Origin of the sequence: Streptosporangium canum (assembly GCF_900113865.1) — a bacterium.
Classification (GTDB): domain Bacteria; phylum Actinomycetota; class Actinomycetes; order Streptosporangiales; family Streptosporangiaceae; genus Streptosporangium; species Streptosporangium canum.
The window spans coordinates 33,500-48,429 of sequence record NZ_FOQY01000025.1 but is presented as its reverse complement, the minus strand read 5'-3'; the positions used below and the strand labels follow the sequence as shown (position 1 = coordinate 48,429).

General features: G+C 71.3%; 12 protein-coding genes. 3 read left to right on the top strand and 9 right to left on the bottom strand.

Annotated features, from left to right (window positions below):
- Positions 1-332: 332 nt before the first annotated feature.
- From BM085_RS29590 to BM085_RS29565, 5 genes are all read right to left on the bottom strand, one after another.
- Positions 333-1,022: a class F sortase gene (locus BM085_RS29590; RefSeq protein ID WP_093890160.1), complete on the bottom strand. Its 690-nt coding sequence runs from the start codon at positions 1,020-1,022 to the stop codon at positions 333-335.
- A complete protein-coding gene (locus tag BM085_RS44725; protein ID WP_093890159.1) occupies positions 1,015-1,719 on the bottom strand; it encodes a hypothetical protein in 705 nt (234 codons plus the stop codon). The genes BM085_RS29590 and BM085_RS44725 overlap by 8 nt, the downstream gene beginning before the upstream one ends.
- 168 nt (positions 1,720-1,887) lie before the next feature.
- The gene (gene ppgK, locus BM085_RS29580; protein ID WP_093890158.1) at positions 1,888-2,622 is read right to left on the bottom strand and encodes a polyphosphate--glucose phosphotransferase; all 735 of its coding nucleotides are present in this window, start codon (positions 2,620-2,622) and stop codon (positions 1,888-1,890) included.
- Positions 2,623-2,953: 331 nt separating this feature from the next.
- Entirely contained in the window at positions 2,954-3,934 is a 981-nt protein-coding gene (locus BM085_RS29570; protein ID WP_093890209.1) for a LacI family DNA-binding transcriptional regulator, read from the bottom strand.
- Positions 3,935-4,118: 184 nt separating this feature from the next.
- The gene (locus BM085_RS29565; protein WP_093890157.1) at positions 4,119-5,756 is read right to left on the bottom strand and encodes an ABC-F family ATP-binding cassette domain-containing protein; all 1,638 of its coding nucleotides are present in this window, start codon (positions 5,754-5,756) and stop codon (positions 4,119-4,121) included.
- 318 nt (positions 5,757-6,074) lie between these two features.
- On the opposite strand from BM085_RS29565, the gene BM085_RS29560 reads away from it, so the two are divergent.
- The 3 genes from BM085_RS29560 to BM085_RS29550 all read left to right on the top strand — a co-directional run bounded on the left by BM085_RS29560 (position 6,075) and on the right by BM085_RS29550 (position 9,045).
- Positions 6,075-6,806, top strand: coding sequence for a PH domain-containing protein (locus BM085_RS29560; RefSeq protein WP_093890156.1), 732 nt, complete (start codon positions 6,075-6,077; stop codon positions 6,804-6,806).
- Positions 6,807-6,970: 164 nt separating this feature from the next.
- Positions 6,971-7,777, top strand: coding sequence for an SAM-dependent methyltransferase (locus BM085_RS29555; RefSeq protein WP_093890155.1), 807 nt, complete (start codon positions 6,971-6,973; stop codon positions 7,775-7,777).
- Positions 7,778-7,893: 116 nt separating this feature from the next.
- Positions 7,894-9,045 (top strand): acyl-CoA dehydrogenase family protein, encoded by a 1,152-nt coding sequence (locus tag BM085_RS29550; protein ID WP_245789768.1) that lies wholly within the window; start codon positions 7,894-7,896, stop codon positions 9,043-9,045.
- A 229-nt stretch (positions 9,046-9,274) separates the two neighbouring features.
- Here BM085_RS29550 and BM085_RS29545 read toward each other — a convergent pair whose 3' ends face one another.
- The 4 genes from BM085_RS29545 to BM085_RS29530 form a co-directional block, all read right to left on the bottom strand.
- A complete protein-coding gene (locus tag BM085_RS29545; protein ID WP_093890153.1) occupies positions 9,275-10,315 on the bottom strand; it encodes a family 2 encapsulin nanocompartment cargo protein polyprenyl transferase in 1,041 nt (346 codons plus the stop codon).
- Positions 10,316-10,670: 355 nt separating this feature from the next.
- Positions 10,671-12,056: a family 2B encapsulin nanocompartment shell protein gene (locus BM085_RS29540; protein WP_093890152.1), complete on the bottom strand. Its 1,386-nt coding sequence runs from the start codon at positions 12,054-12,056 to the stop codon at positions 10,671-10,673.
- Positions 12,057-12,429: 373 nt separating this feature from the next.
- Positions 12,430-13,443: a hemolysin family protein gene (locus BM085_RS29535; protein WP_093890151.1), complete on the bottom strand. Its 1,014-nt coding sequence runs from the start codon at positions 13,441-13,443 to the stop codon at positions 12,430-12,432.
- Positions 13,440-14,795, bottom strand: coding sequence for a hemolysin family protein (locus tag BM085_RS29530; RefSeq protein WP_093890150.1), 1,356 nt, complete (start codon positions 14,793-14,795; stop codon positions 13,440-13,442). The genes BM085_RS29535 and BM085_RS29530 overlap by 4 nt, the downstream gene beginning before the upstream one ends.
- Between the last annotated feature and the right edge of the window lie 135 nt (positions 14,796-14,930).

Sequence of the window (14,930 nt, the reverse complement as noted above, 5' to 3'; positions counted from 1 at the left end):
ATTGCGCCAGGCTTGACGGCGCGGATGAACTCTCATTCGTGATCATCTCCAGGACGAGGGTGGGAGCGCTCCCATAGTCCGGATGTTTCAGGCGTGTGTACAGCGTGTTGCCCGCCGGGGGGCCCGTGCCGGGACCGTCGCCGCCCCTGACCTCACCGAACGCTTTTCGAACCCGATGAAAGTTTCAAAGGTCCCCCGGCGCCGGGTCGTGCGCGCCATGCCGGCGGGGCAGGCGGCCGGTCCCGCCGAAGCCGCCTGACGGGCAGGCGGCCGGTCCCCGCCGAGGTCGGCGGAGGGTCAGGCGGCCGGTCCCCGCCGGGGCCGCCGGAGGGTCAGGCGCGGGAGAAGTCCGACAGGCGGTACCAGCCCGCGAGATCGCCGTAGACGATCAGGTTGTCGTCGTAGGAGTGGCGCTCGACGTCATAGGCGCCGCCACAGGTCACAAGCCTGATCGTCGGATGCGGCAACGACCTGTAGACCTTCTTCACCGGGAAGGCGGACTTGCGGACCCGTTCGGTCGCGGAGACCCGGAAGACCACGGCGGTCCCGTCCTCACGGGTCACCACCACCGCGTCCCCCTTGCGCACCCGTGACAGCCCGGCGAACACGGCGGGCCCGGTCCTGGTGTCGAGGTGACCGACGACGACCGCGGAACCCGGCTCGCCGGGCGCCGGCCCCAGGCGGTCCCAGCCGACGAGGTCGGCCTGATCGAGGGACGGGGGCTCCAGCGCGCCGTCCACACCGGACTCGATCGGGGTGACGGGGGCGTTCACCTCCGCACGCGGCACCACCAGCGCCACCGGACCGGACGCGCCCGGGAACCGGGGCAGCGCCCGGGGCCAGCCGCCCTTCCCCGGGGCGGCGGGCGCGGTGGCCGCACCCGGCCGCGGCACGGCGGGGGCCGCGACCGGCAGGGCGCGGACCAGGGCGGGATCCGCCTTCTTGCCCCCCACGGCCCTGCAACCGGTGAGCACGAGGACGGCCCCCAGCCCCAGGGCCGTCACGGTCCGGAGCTCAGCCACGCCCCGCCACCCGGCGTCTCCTCATCAGCGTCAGCCCACCGGCACCGGCGAGGACGGCGACCGCGCCGATCCCCCAGCCGAGCACAGCGGCCGGCCTCTCCCCCTGTTCGTCCGCCGCCCCGTGCGCGCGCCCGGCCAGCGCGAGGCCGCCGCCACCGGTGTTGGGGCCGGAACCGCCGACCACGTAGAGCTCCCCGTAGTGGGTGTCGCCCTGGCAGTCCACCTCCACGGCGTAGGCACCCCACGGCGCGTCGTAGTCCACCTGCGCCCAGCCGACCGCGACAGGAGGCCCTCCCCCCAAGCCGTCACCGGCCTCGTCCGTGAAACCGTCCCCGAAGCCGTCACCGGGCCCGTCCGCGAACCCGCGTCCGGGTCCGTCGCCGAAGCCGTCCCCGGGCTCGTCACCGAAGCCGTCGCCGAAACCGCCGGAACCGTCCTCTCCGAACCCCGCGCCGTCCTCGAACCCCGGGCCGCCGAGCTCCACCTCGTTCCGGAAGGCCGCCGACTGGGCGAAGGCGGGCCCGTCGCACTCCAGCGCCGCGATCTCGACGTCCTGCCCCGGCCGCACCCGGTACGGCGAGAGCCTCACCTCCTGGTCGTCTCCCCACGCCACAGCCGGCCACGCCGCCCCCGCGACCACGACGGCCGCCACCCCGGCCGTCACGACCCAGCGGGTCAGGACTCCCGTCGACTGCATCACGTCTCTCCGTCTCCCGCAGATACGATCTTGCTATCGATCGCTACCTACCCAGGTCAGAGAGCGTGTCCGTCAAAAGAAGATCAAAATCAGAGTGGCCTTTCCGACATATGCCGCAGAATCCCCGGGCCTCGCCGTGGCCATGGCCGCGACTGCCGTACGGACTCCTCAGGACTTCACGGCGGCCATGGCCGCTCCCACGATGCCGGCCTCGTTCTGCAGGGTGGCCGGCACGACCGGGGTGCGCACCCGCACCTTGGGCAGGAACTTCTCCGACTTCTTACTGACCCCGCCGCCGATGATGATCAGCGAGGGGGAGAACAGCGCCTCGACGTGCTGCAGATACTCCTCGACCCGCCCCGCCCATTTGTCCCAGCTCAGCTCGTGATCCTCACGCGCGTGGTCGGAGGCCCGCTTCTCGGCGTCCTTGCCCCTGATCTCCAGGTGCCCGAGCTCGGTGTTGGGCACCAGGCGGCCGTCGACGAACAGGGCGCTGCCGATCCCGGTGCCGAAGGTCAGCACCAGCACCACGCCGTCCTTTCCCCGGCCCGCGCCGATCGCCATCTCGGCCGTGCCGGCCGCGTCGGCGTCGTTGAGCACCACCACGGGCAGGCCCGTCGCCTTGGCGAACAGCGCCCGCGCGTCCTCGCCGATCCACGCCTCGTCCACGTTGGCGGCCGACCTCGTGATCCCGGCGGTCACGACCCCGGGGAAGGTCACGCCGACCGGGCCGGTCCAGCCGAAGTGCTCGACGATCTGCGCGACCACCGCGGCCACCGCCTTGGGGGTGGCGGGGACGGGCGTCGGGATCCGCAGGCGCTCCCGGGTCAGCTCACCTTTGACGACGTCCACCGGCGCACCCTTGATCCCGGATCCGCCGATGTCGATTCCCAGCGCTTCCATGACATCCACCTCCTGCTCCGGGCTCCTTCCCCGTGGCAGGGCACTGATGCCTCCGCGCCGGCCAGGGCCGCCACCTGGCAGGCCGGGTTCGCGATGCCGGCCGGCGACGGCACGGACCTCGCGCGGCGGAGCCGTACGGCTCTGAAAACCCATGACGGCGTCGACGGCGTCGACGGCCCCGCGCGCCACGCGAGGACGGAGCGGTTTCCGGGACTCGCCCATCTCCACTTCGGCGATTCGCCAAGGGCGCCGGGTTGGACCACGACGCCCACCTGCGGTACCTCACCCCGCCGGGGGTCCTCGGCGCTTGACCCGGTCCCGCCGGGGGTCCTCAGCGTTTGACCGGTCCCGTCGAGGCCCTGACCACCAGTTCGGGCTCGAAGAGCAGCTCGTCGGCCGGGACCAGGGCCTTGTCGATCTGGGCCGCCAGCAGGTCGACGACCGCGCGGCCCATCGCGTCGATCGGCTGGCGCAGGGTGGTCAGCGGCGGGTCGGTGCAGTTCATCAGGGCGGAGTCGTCGTAGCCGATCACCGAGATGTCGTCGGGCACCGACAGCCCCGCCCGGCGCGCCGCCCGGATCGCGCCCAGCGCCATGACGTCGCTGGCGCAGATGACGCCGGTCACGCCCCGCCGTATCAACCGGGTCGCCGCCGCGTGCCCGCCCTCAAGGGAGAACATGGTGTGCTCGACGAACTCCGGGGCCAGGCCGGCCGCCTGCAGCTTGCGCCGCGAGGGCACGTGGTCCGGCGGGCCGAGCACCATGCCGATCCGCTCGTGCCCCAGCGAGCGCAGGTGCCCCAGTGCCATCTCGGCGGCCACCACGTCGTCGCAGGAGACCTGGGGGAAGGCGAGATGCTCCACCGCGGCGTTGACCAGCACGGTCGGCAGCCGGCGCTCCAGCAGCAGCTCATAGTGGCTGTGGGAGGCGTCGGCCTGGGCGAACAGACCTCCGGCGAACACCACGCCCGACACCTGCTGCTGCAGGAGCAGGTCGACGTACTCGGCCTCGGAGACCCCGCCCAGCGTCCTGGTGCACAGCACCGAGGTGAACCCCTGCTGGGCCAGCGCTCCCCCGACCACCTCGGCGAACGCCGGGAAGATCGGATTCTGCAGCTCCGGCAGGACGAGCCCCACCAGCCTCGCCCGGTCACCGCGCAGCTGCGTCGGCCGCTCGTAGCCGAGCACGTCGAGGGCCGTGAGCACGGCCTCCCGCGTCGCCTCGGACACCCCGGGTTTGCCGTTGAGCACGCGACTCACCGTCGCCTCGCTCATGCCGACCTTCTTGGCCACCTCTGCAAGCCGTCGCGTCATGACGAAACCATACGACATTAGACGCAAATATTTGCGGATCTTTGCGAAAGTTCTCGCATATTTCCCTGCGACTCCTGCCCTCCCGGCACCGCGGGAACACTCCGCGCCACACCGCCTCCGGCCGGCCGCCGCGGCCTCCGCCGTCCGGGGAGGTCGCGGGGTGCCGGGGTCGTGGAGGCCGCCTCTAGATCTCCGCGATCCGCCCGGCGTCGACGTGGATGTGCCTGGTGGTGTGCACGGCGTCCAGCATCCGCCGGTCGTGGGTGACCAGCAGGAGCGTGCCGGGATAGGAGACGAGCGCGGACTCCAGCTGCTCGATGGCCGTCAGGTCCAGGTGGTTGGTCGGCTCGTCGAGGACGAGGAGGTTCACCCCCCGGGCCTGGAGCAGTGCGAGCGCGGCCCGGGTCCGCTCCCCCGGTGACAGGGTCGCGGCCGGGCGCAGCACGTGCGCCGCGCGCAGCCCGAACTTGGCGAGCAGCGTGCGCACGTCGGCGGGGGTCATGTCCGGCGCGGCAGCGCCAAAGGCGTCCAGCAGCGGTTCGCCGCCGAGGAACAGCCCGCGGGCCTGGTCCACCTCGCCGACGACCACCCCGGAGCCGAGCGAGGCGTTCCCCTCATCCAGCGGGAGCCGACCCAGGAGCGCGGCCAGGAGCGTGGACTTGCCCGAGCCGTTGGCCCCGGTGATCGCCACCCGTTCGGCCCAGCCGATCTGCAGGTCCGCCGGGCCGAGGGTGAAGCCGCCGCGCCGGACGACCGCTCCGCGCAGGGTGGCGACGACCGCCCCCGCCCGCGGGGCGACGGCGATCTCCATCCGGAGCTCCCACTCCTTGCGTGGCTCCTCGACCTCCTCCAGCCGCTCGATCATCCGCTCGGTCTGGCGGGCCTTGGCGGCCTGCTTCTCGGTCGCCTCGGTGCGGAAGTTCCGGCCGATCTTGTCGTTGTCGCCCGCCTTGCGCCGCGCGTTCTTGACGCCCTTCTCCATCCAGGCCCGCTGCATCCCGGCCCGCTGCTTGAGCGAGGCGACGGTGCCGGCGTACTCCTCGTACTCGTCGCGGGCGTGCTGCCGGGCCACCTCGCGCTCGGCGAGGTAGGCCTCGTAGCCGCCGCCGTAGATCCCGATCCGCTGCTGGACGAGGTCCAGCTCGACGACCCGGTTGGCCGTCCTGGCGAGGAACTCGCGGTCATGGCTGACCAGGACCGTCCCGGCGCGCAGGCCGACGACGAAGCGCTCCAGCCGCTCCAGGCCCTCCAGGTCGAGGTCGTTGGTGGGCTCGTCCAGCAGGAAGACGTCGTAGCGGCTGAGCAGCAGGGAGGCCATTCCCGCCCGCGCCGCCTGGCCGCCGGAGAGCGCCGTCATCGGCCGGTCCAGGTCCACCGCCAGGCCGAGCTCGGCGACGACCTCCTCGGCGCGGTCCTCCAGGTCGGCTCCGCCCAGGGCCAGCCACTTCTCCAGACCGGCGGCGTAGGCGTCGTCGGCGCCGGGGCGGCCCTCGACCAGGCCCTCGGTCGCGGCGTCCAGCTCGCGCTGGGCGTCGGCCACCCCGGTCCGCCTGGCCAGGAAGGCCGCGACCGTCTCGTCCGCCCGGCGCTCCCGCTCCTGCGGCAGATAGCCGACCGCCGCCGAGGGCGGGCTGAGCCGTACGGCACCGTGCTCCGGGGGCAGCAGTCCGGCCATGATCCGCATCAGGGTGGACTTGCCCGCCCCGTTCATCCCGACCAGGCCGATCACATCGCCGGGGGCGACGACCAGGTCCAGGCCGGAGAACAGCGCGCGGTCGCCGTGTCCTGCGGCGAGATCTTTGGCGACGATGGTGGCACTCATGGGGAAACGGTATCCGGCGGCGGGGCCCCCTCCCTCCCACCGGACCCGGCCGTCCGGCTTCCGAAGTCCGGAAGCCGGACTCCAGCGCCACCCGTATTCCCGACAAAACGGACAGCTTCCATGTCAAGATCAAACGGCGGAACACCGCCCCGGCACCGGCGCGACCTGCGGACTCACAGCAAAGCGTTACTTTACAGAAATTTTATCCAGCCTTTTTCTGAGACTTCAGACAACATTTCTTCCACCGGACCCGTCTTATAGAGACAGAAGCGATCACCCCCGACCGCTTCTCACAACGGGGAGAAGGAAAACGTCTTGATGAAACGAATCGCCGTCGGCCTACTGTCCGCAGCTGTAGGCGGCTCGCTCCTCCTGTCCGCCGGTACGGCTTCCGCCGAGCGCACCGCTCTCAGCGTGCGCATCGACAGCGTGAACCCGAACCCGGTCGTCGTCCAGGAGGGCGAGGACACGAGGGTCACGATCGAGGTCCGCACCACCGAGGCGACCCGCGTCGAGCTCCGCCTCAAGCCGGTCTCCGACGAGTTCCGGGCGCTGGACGTGCGCGAGCCCAGGATCATCCACGAGGGCGACCTGTGGCGCTTCAGCACGAGCTTCGACGAGGACGACTTCGAGGGCCGCTGGCTGGCGATCGCCGAGGCCTATGACAAGGACGGCAAGAAGGTGACCGACCAGGTCAACTTCTCCGTCAAGCACGAGGAGCAGGAGAAGGCCGACACCCGGCTGACCGGGTTCTACGCGAACCCGGAGTCGGTCCGCAAGGGCCGCTGGGTCTACTTCACCGGCCGCCTCCAGGTCAGCAGGGGTCACGAGTGGCGAGGCGTGAAGGGCGAGGAGGTCGAGATCTACTTCCGTCCCCGCGGCTCCAGCGCCTGGAAGTGGGTGACCTCCGCCGACACCGGGTGGAAGGGTTCGTTCCGGGCCAAGGCCCGCGCCTCCAAGAGCGGTGAGTACCGCGCGGTCTTCGACGGCGACGACAGGCTCGAAGACAGCACCAGCCGGTCCGACCGGATCCGGGTCTGGCGCCGGTAGTCCCCCACGGACGACGCCTGCCCCGGCAGGCACATCTCGATGACGCGGAAGCCCAGGGCGACCTGGGCTTCCGGCGTTCTTCCGCAAAAAACTCCGCCTACGCCGACAGATAGGGCATTACTCTCGATAGAAGGATCTTCGCGATTGTTCAGGCGAGGAGGAACATGGCGGAAGAAGAGTGGTTACGGCGGGGGGTCGACGTCAACACTCCGAGCGTCGCCAGGCTGTACGACTACTATCTCGGCGGCAAGGACAACTTCGCCGCCGACCGCGCCGCGGCCGAGGAGATCCTCTCGGTCGCCCCCGAGCTGCGCATGGCCGCCCGGGAGAACCGCGCCTTCCTCGGCCGGGCCGTCAGGTTCATGGCGGAGACGGGGATCGAGCAGTTCCTGGACATCGGCACCGGGCTGCCCACCCGGGACAACGTCCACGAGGTGGCTCACCGGATCGCACCGGACGCGCGCGTCGCCTACGTCGACAACGACCCGATCGTCCTCGTGCACGCCAGAGCGCTCCTGCGCGGAAGCAGGGACGAGGTCATGGTCACCTCAGGCGACCTGCGGCAGCCGGAGGAGATCCTCAAATCCCCCGAGATACATGACCATCTCGACTTCTCCAAGCCCATCGCCGTGCTGCTCGTGGCGGTCATGCACTTCATCACCGAGTCCGACGACCCCCGGCGCGTCATCGCCACGCTGCGGGACGCCGTGCCGTCCGGCAGCTACCTGGTCCTCTCCCACGGGACCCGCGACTCCCGGGCCGATGCCGTGGCCAGGGGCACCAAGGTCTACGAGCGGGCCAACTCGCCGCTCGTCCTCCGCTCACGGCGGGAGATCCTCGAACTGTTCGACGGGTTCGAGCTGGTGGATCCGGGGCTCGTCTGGCTGCCCGAGTGGCGGCCGGAGGGACACCCGCGCTACGACGACCCCTCGCGGGCGCTCATCATGGGCGGCGTGGGCAGGAAGGCCTGATGTCCGCCCCGGACCGGCGCCGGCGTGGCACGGCCGGCCTGTGAGGGGGGTCACTGCTTGATCCCCCGATCCCTGGGCAGGTGAGCGGGCACACGGACCTGAGGGGGACTGAGACGATGATGACGGGCGATTTCTACGACTACTTCGAGCTTCTGGAGAAGGACGAGAAGGAGATCGTGCTGCGGGTGCGGGAGTTCATGGCCCGGGAGGTCGCCCCCATCGCGGACGAGGAGTGGACCAACGCCCGTTTCCCCCACCACCTCATCCCCGAGTTCGCGAAACTGGACATCGCCGGCCTGCCGTACCGGGGGGCGCGGAGCCTGCTGACCGGGTTCCTGGTGCTGGAGATGAACCGGGTGGATCCCTCGATGGGAACGTTCTTCGGCGTGCACAACGGGCTGGCGATGGGGAGCATCGACCGGCTGGGCTCCGACGAGCAGCGGGAGCGGTGGCTGCCGCCGATGGCCGCGATGGAGAAGATCGGGGCGTTCGCCCTGACCGAGCCCGAAGGCGGGTCCGACGTCGCGGCGGGGCTGCGCACCACGGCCCGGCGCGAGGGCGACGTGTGGGTGCTCAACGGGGCCAAGAGGTGGATCGGCAACGCCACCTTCGCCGACCTGGTCGTGGTGTGGGCCAAGGACGAGGCCGACGGCCAGGTCAAGGGGTTCGTGGTGGAGAAGGGCACTCCCGGGTTCTCCGCCACGAAGATCGAGAACAAGATCGCACTGCGGACGGTCCAGAACGCCGACATCACGCTGACGAACTGCCTGGTGCGGGAGGAGAACCGGCTGCCGAACGCCGGCGGCTTCCGCGACACCGCGGCGATCCTGCGGCAGACGCGGGGCGGGGTGGCCTGGCAGGCGGTGGGCTGCATGATGGGCGCCTACGAGCTGGCGCTGAAGTACGCCAAGGACCGTGAGCAGTTCGGGCGGCCGATCGCGGGCTTCCAGCTCGTGCAGGACCTGCTGGTGCGGATGCTGGGGAACGTGACCTGCTCCCTGGGCATGGTGGTGCGGCTGGCCCAGCTCCAGGACGCGGGCGTCTACAAGGACGAGCACTCGGCCATGGCCAAGGCCTTCTGCACCGTGCGGATGCGCGAGGCGGTGGGCTGGGGCCGGGAGATCATGGGCGGCAACGGGATCGTGCTCGACTACGGCATGGGCCGGTTCGTGGCCGACTCCGAGGCCATCTACTCCTACGAGGGCACCCGCGAGATCAACAGCCTGATCGTGGGCCGCGCGATCACCGGCGTGGGCGCCTTCATCTGACGCCGCGCTCCCTCTCCCGAAGGACCTCCGCCTGGCACCGTTCTCCCTCTCCCGAAGAGTCTTCGCCTGGCACCGCTCCCCTCTCCCGGGGACCGGCCTGCCCGCTCCCCGAAGACCGCCGCCTTCCGGAAGCCGTGACGGCCGGGCGGACGGTGATCCGCGCCTACCGGATCTCTGCTCCCCGGAGCCGGCCGGGCGGTGACGGGCGACCGGCCGGGCTCCACGCCGTTCAGTGGTCGCGGCGGGTGACGAGGCGGGCGAGCGCGCCCAGCTCGGCGACCGAGCCCGGGATCGTCCCGGCCGACCGCAGGTGGCCCAGCGCCCGCGTCAGCAGCTCGTCGGCCTGCGCCTGACTCCAGGCGCGCCCGCCCACGGCGTCGACGAGCCCGGCGGCGTGGACCAGATCGGCGTCGGACAGGGGGTGTTCGCCGTGGTACAGCCCGGCCAGCTCCCGCCCGGCCGCCGTCGCGGAGGTGAGCGCGGCCACGACCGGAAGGGACTTCTTACGGCTGCGCAGATCCGAGTAGACCGGCTTGCCGGTCACCTCCGGGTCTCCCCAGATGCCCAGGAGATCGTCGACGAACTGGAACGCCAGTCCCAGATCCCTGCCGAAGGCGTGCAGATGCTCGACCTGTGCCAGGCTGCCGCCGCCGAACAGCGCGCCGAGCGCGCAGGCGCACCCCAGCAGGGCGCCCGTCTTGCCCGCCGCCATGCTCAGGCACTCGGCGAGCTCGACGTCCTGGCGCCGCTCGAAGGCGACGTCCGTGTGCTGGCCCTCCAGCAGTTCCTGGATCGCGGCGCTGAAGATCCGCGTCGCCCGCGGGGTGGCCGGGTGCCCGCCCGCGGCGAGCACGTCGAAGGCCAGTGTCAGCAGGGCGTCGCCGGCCAGGATCGCGGGGCTGACGCCGAAGACGGTCCAGGCCGTGGGACGGTGGCGCCGGGTCCTGTCACCGTCCATCACGTCGTCGTGCAGAAGAGAGAAGTTGTGCGCCAGCTCGACGGCGACCGCCGCGGGCAACGCCGCGGCGGCGCCTCCCCCCACGGCCTCGGCCGCCAGCAGGACCAGGGCGGGACGGATCGCCTTGCCGCCGTCCGCCCCGGCCGGCCGGCCGTGCTCGTCCCACCAGCCGAAGTGGTAGCCGGCGATGCGCCGCATCGACGGGGGCAGCGTGTCGGCCGCCGGACGCAGTGCGGACTCGACCAGGTCGCGGCTCCAGGCCAGCACCTCCCGCACCGATCGTCCCTCGGCCGTCACCTCAACCGCGGTCATGTTCCGTCTCCTCGCTCTGTGGCCGGGCCCGGCGTCTCCGATGACGCCGGGCGCGCTGGGGCCGGGCCGCCGTCCCGGCCCCAGCGCAAGATCGTGTGCGGCGGCCGTACCCGGATCCGGGCGTGCCCTGACGGTCTCGGGTCCCGTCACGGCACATCCCGATCCCAGCCGGTTTCGATGGCGGGACCCGTACTCATCGGCAGGGCGCCCGGCGGCGGGCCCCGGATCCGGGAGTTCCCCTCCCGTGCGGCCATCCCTTGACGGGCGCGCGCGTGCCGTCCAGCCGGGGATTCAGCCGTGCCGGGTACGGCATGCGGAAGCCGGTGAGTGCGCGGGGCCGCATGTGCCCGCGCCCTCAGTGACCGAGTTCGACGTCTTCGAGGATGCCGAGCGCGTCGGGGACCAGCACGGCGGCGGAGAAGTAGGCGCTGACCAGGTAGGAGATGATCGCCTTCTCGCTGATGCCCATGAAACGGACGGACAGGCTGGGCTGGTATTCGTCTGGGATGCCCGTCTGGTGCAGGCCGACGACTCCCTGGTTGTCCTCCCCGGTCCGCATGGCGAGGATCGACGTGGTGCGGGTGTCGGTGATGGGGATCTTGTTGCAGGAGAAGATCGGGACACCGCGCCAGGCGGGGACCGTGTTCCCGCCGACGTCGATGCCGATGGGGTAGAGCCCGCGGCGGTTGCACTCCCGGCCGAAGGCGGCGATGGCGTGCGGGTGGGCGAGGATGAACTGCGTGTTCCGCCGGCGGCTGAGCAGCTCGTCGAGGTCGTCGGGGGTGGGCGGCCCGGTCCGGGTGTGGATCCGCTGCTTGAGGTCGGCGTTGTGCAACAGCCCGAACTCGCGGTTGTTGACCAGCTCGTGCTCCTGCCGCTCGCGCAGCGCCTCGATCGTCAGCCGGAGCTGCTGCTCGATCTGGTCCATCGGGTCGTTGTAGAGATCGGCCACCCGGCTGTGCACGCGCAGCACGGTCTGCGCCACGCTCAGTTCGTACTCGCGGGGAGCGAGCTCGTAGTCGACGAACGTCCCCGGGAGGTCCGGCTCGCCCGCGTGCCCGGCCGCCGTCTCGATGGCCGCCTCGCCGTACTTGTTCTGCGGGCCCTTCGGACCGGCCTGCACCCGGCGCAGGTGGGCCTGGAGCGACTCGGACTGGTCGGTCAGCTCCTGGAACGCCTGCCGGGGCAGGATCATCGCCGTCCCCGCGGTGACCGCCTTGACCGTGAACTCCCAGTCGCCCTGCGGCCCCGCCAGCGCCTCGTCGCCGAAGTGGTCGCCACCGGCCAGCACTCCCAGGACGACCTGGTCGCCGTAGGGCCCGGTGCCGACCTTGTTGAGCTTGCCGTGCGCGATGAGCACGACCTCGTCGGCCGGCCGGCCCGCCTCCACCAGCACCTCTCCGGGCGAGAACTCCCGCTGCGCGAACCGCTCACCGAGCGCCTCCAGAACCTCGGAGTCGTCGAAGTGGCGCAGCGTGGGCAGCTCGCACAGCTCTGCCGGGACCACCTTTACCTCTGATCCCACGGTGGTGAAGCTCACCCGCCCGTCGCCGATGGTGTAGCTCAGCCGCCGGTTCACCCGGTAGGTGCCACCCGACACCTGCACCCACGGCAGCATCCGCAGCAGCCACCGCGAGGAGATCTCCTGCATCTGCGGCACTGTCTTGGTCGTCGTCGCGAGATTGCGCGCCGCGGCCGTACCGAGACTCAACTGCGTCCTGCCGGCGTCGAACTCCGTCACAACACACCACCTGTTCGCACTCGTGTCGAAAGGGAGAAACTGAGGGTTTGAACCAGGAAATGGGAAGTCATCGGGTTGACCGTCGTCAGATCGCCGTACTTCCCCAATTCCGGCATGAAAATTCGGATGCAGACCGCCATCGCGAACAGGACTAATTTTGGAGTTCAATTAAATAGCCTGTCAAGCATTAAATATAATCAGGTCAAAAGCCGGTATCGCCATTATTGCGAAATGTCAGATTAGAATTAAATGTCGCTTTTTGTCGGTGATCGCAGGTCTCGACTGGTCTGCCGCCTCGCTTGGCGATCCGTCTTCTCCACGGATCCACGGAGCCGATCGGCCCATGGAGGACCGCCACCGGACGGGTCCGCCATTAGGCCGGGGCGAGCAGGGTGGTCAGCAGGTCGTCCAGGCTGACCAGCCCGGCCAGGGTGCCGTCCGCGGCGCGCACGAGCGCGAGCTGGCTGTGGGCGGCGCGCAGCCGGGCGACCGCGTCCGCGATCGAGCTCGTCGCCGCGAGCTCCGGCATCAGGTGGAGGAGATCACCCGCGTGGGCCCGCAGGCCACGTCTGCGGGCCAGGTAGGCGTCACGGACGTGGACGACGCCGGCCGGGCGATCACCGTCCCACACGACCAGGCGGGTGCGGCCTGCCCGGGCGGAGGTGTCGATCACGTCCTGGGGCTCCGCCCCGGCGGACACCCCGACGATGGCCTCCCTCGGGGTGACCAGCCGGGTGATCGGGGCGCTGGGGGCGTTCAGCGCCTGGGTGAGCACGACGTGGTCATCGGTGTCGATGAGGCCCAGCCGCCGCGACTCCTCCACCAGATGCTGGAGCTGCTCGGGGGTGCGCGGGGTGGCCGTCTCCCCGCGGGGCCGCACGCCGACCATGCGCAGCAGCAGGTCGCTGACCCCGTTGAGCGTCTTCAGGACCGGCCGGACGGCCATGGTGAAGGCGCGGAACGGCAGCGCCAGGATCGTGGCCGAGCGCTCCGGGTGGGTGATGGCCCAGGACTTGGGGGCCATCTCGCCGAACACCATGTGCAGGAACGTCACGATGCCCAGCGCGATGACGAAGGCGACCGCGTGCGCGGCGGCGCCAGGCAGGCCGAGGTCGTCGAAGAGGGGGGCGAGGCTGCCGGCGATGAGCGGTTCGGAGACCACCCCCAGGCCGAGCGAGCACAGGGTGATGCCGAGTTGCGCGCCGGCGAGCATCAGCGACAGCTCCCTGATGCCCTTCAGGGCCGCGGCGGCGGCACGGTCACCGTGCGCGGCGGCCTTCTCCAGCCGGTGGCGTCTGGCCGCGACCAGCGCGAACTCCGCGGCGACGAAGAACCCGTTGCCGGCCAGCAGCGCGACGGTCAGGACCAGACCGGTGGGCAGGTTCACGACGCCCCCTGCCCGCTCTCCCCGGCACGGCGGACCGGGCGGAGCCCGACCCGTCCGGGAACGTGCCGGTCGATGGTGAGCACCTCGATCTCGACGTGGGTGGGCGCGTCGGCGTCCATGGACGGGACCGGCTCGACGGTGACCACGTCACCGGGTACGGCGAAGCGTCCCAGCCGCTGCAGGACCAGGCCGCCGAGGGTGTCGTAGTCGTCCTCGTCGGGGAGCTCGACGCCGGTGGCCAGGGCCAGCTCGTCGATGCGGAGACCGGCGTCGGCCTCCCATCCGTCGCCGCGCCGCTCGACCGCGGGCACGTCGAGGTCGTTCTCGTCGGCGATCTCGCCGACGAGCTCCTCGGCGACGTCCTCCCAGGTGACCAGCCCGGCCAGCCCGCCGTACTCGTCGACCACGCAGGCGACCTCCTCGTGGCGGGCGCGCATCTGGGCCACGAGATCCGGCAGCGACGCCGAGAAGGGCACGACCAGGACCTCCCTCGCGATGTCCGCCACCCGGGTCCGCGACGCCTTGTCCACCGGGATCGGGACGAGCTCGCGCAGGCCCGCGATCCCGATCACGTCGTCCAGGCTGTCGCCCAGGACCGGATAGTGGGTGTGGCCGTGCCGGGCGATCAGCTCGTCCAGGTCCGGGATCCAGGCGGAGCCGCTGACGGTGACGACGTCCACGCGGGGGACCATGACCTCCTCGGCGGTGTGGTCGGAGAAGGCCAGCGCCCGCTCCAGCAGGTCGGCCTGGTCGCCGGGCAGGTGCCCGTAGGCCTCGGACTCGCCGATGATGTGCCCGAGCTCCTCCAGCGTCGCGCCGTGGCGCAGCTCCTCCACCGGCTCGATGCCCACCGCGCGCACCAGCCGGTTGGCCGCGGAGTCGAACAGCCGGATGATCGGCCCGGCGACCGTCAGGTAGACCAGCGTGGAGGAGGACAGCGCCCGGGCCAGCGGTTCGGGCCTGGCCAGCGCCAGGTTCTTCGGGGCCAGCTCGCCCAGCACCATCTGCACCACGGTGGCGACGACGAGGCCCAGCGCCAGGGCGATGCCGCCGACCGCCACCTCGGGCACGGCGGCCGCCCGCAGCGCGGGAGCGATCAGCTCGGCCAGCGCGGGCTTGGCGATGAAGCCGACGACCAGCGCGGTGACGGTGATGCCGAGCTGGGCGCCCGAGAGCATGAACGACAGCCGCCCCATCACCTTGACCGCGCGTGCGGCCTTCCTGTCCCCCGCCGCCGCCTGCTGGGACAGGGCCAGCCGGTCGGCGGTGACGTAGGCGAACTCCTGGGCGACGAAGTAGCCGGTGGCCAGGGTCAGCAGCAGGACGGCCAGAAGGCCCACGGCGACGCTCACCGGGGGCTCCCGTCGGTGGCCCCGCCCACGCCGCGATGTGATGACACGGACGTCACCTCGCCCTTCCCCCGGCGCCCGGAGCCGCTCCGGCCCGCGCGCACAGCCGTGTCCCCCACGCTAACCCGCCGGTCACAG

Excerpts from the sequence above, each read along its gene's own strand:
- BM085_RS44725 (WP_093890159.1), bottom strand. The coding sequence starts at position 1,719 with ATGCAGTCGACGGGAGTCCTGACCCGCTGGGTCGTGACGGCCGGGGTG.
- ppgK (WP_093890158.1), bottom strand. The coding sequence starts at position 2,622 with ATGGAAGCGCTGGGAATCGACATCGGCGGATCCGGGATCAAGGGTGCG.
- BM085_RS29570 (WP_093890209.1), bottom strand. The coding sequence starts at position 3,934 with ATGACGCGACGGCTTGCAGAGGTGGCCAAGAAGGTCGGCATGAGCGAG.
- BM085_RS29565 (WP_093890157.1), bottom strand. The coding sequence starts at position 5,756 with ATGAGTGCCACCATCGTCGCCAAAGATCTCGCCGCAGGACACGGCGAC.
- BM085_RS29560 (WP_093890156.1), top strand. The coding sequence starts at position 6,075 with ATGAAACGAATCGCCGTCGGCCTACTGTCCGCAGCTGTAGGCGGCTCG.
- BM085_RS29555 (WP_093890155.1), top strand. The coding sequence starts at position 6,971 with ATGGCGGAAGAAGAGTGGTTACGGCGGGGGGTCGACGTCAACACTCCG.
- BM085_RS29550 (WP_245789768.1), top strand. The coding sequence starts at position 7,894 with ATGATGACGGGCGATTTCTACGACTACTTCGAGCTTCTGGAGAAGGAC.
- BM085_RS29545 (WP_093890153.1), bottom strand. The coding sequence starts at position 10,315 with ATGACCGCGGTTGAGGTGACGGCCGAGGGACGATCGGTGCGGGAGGTG.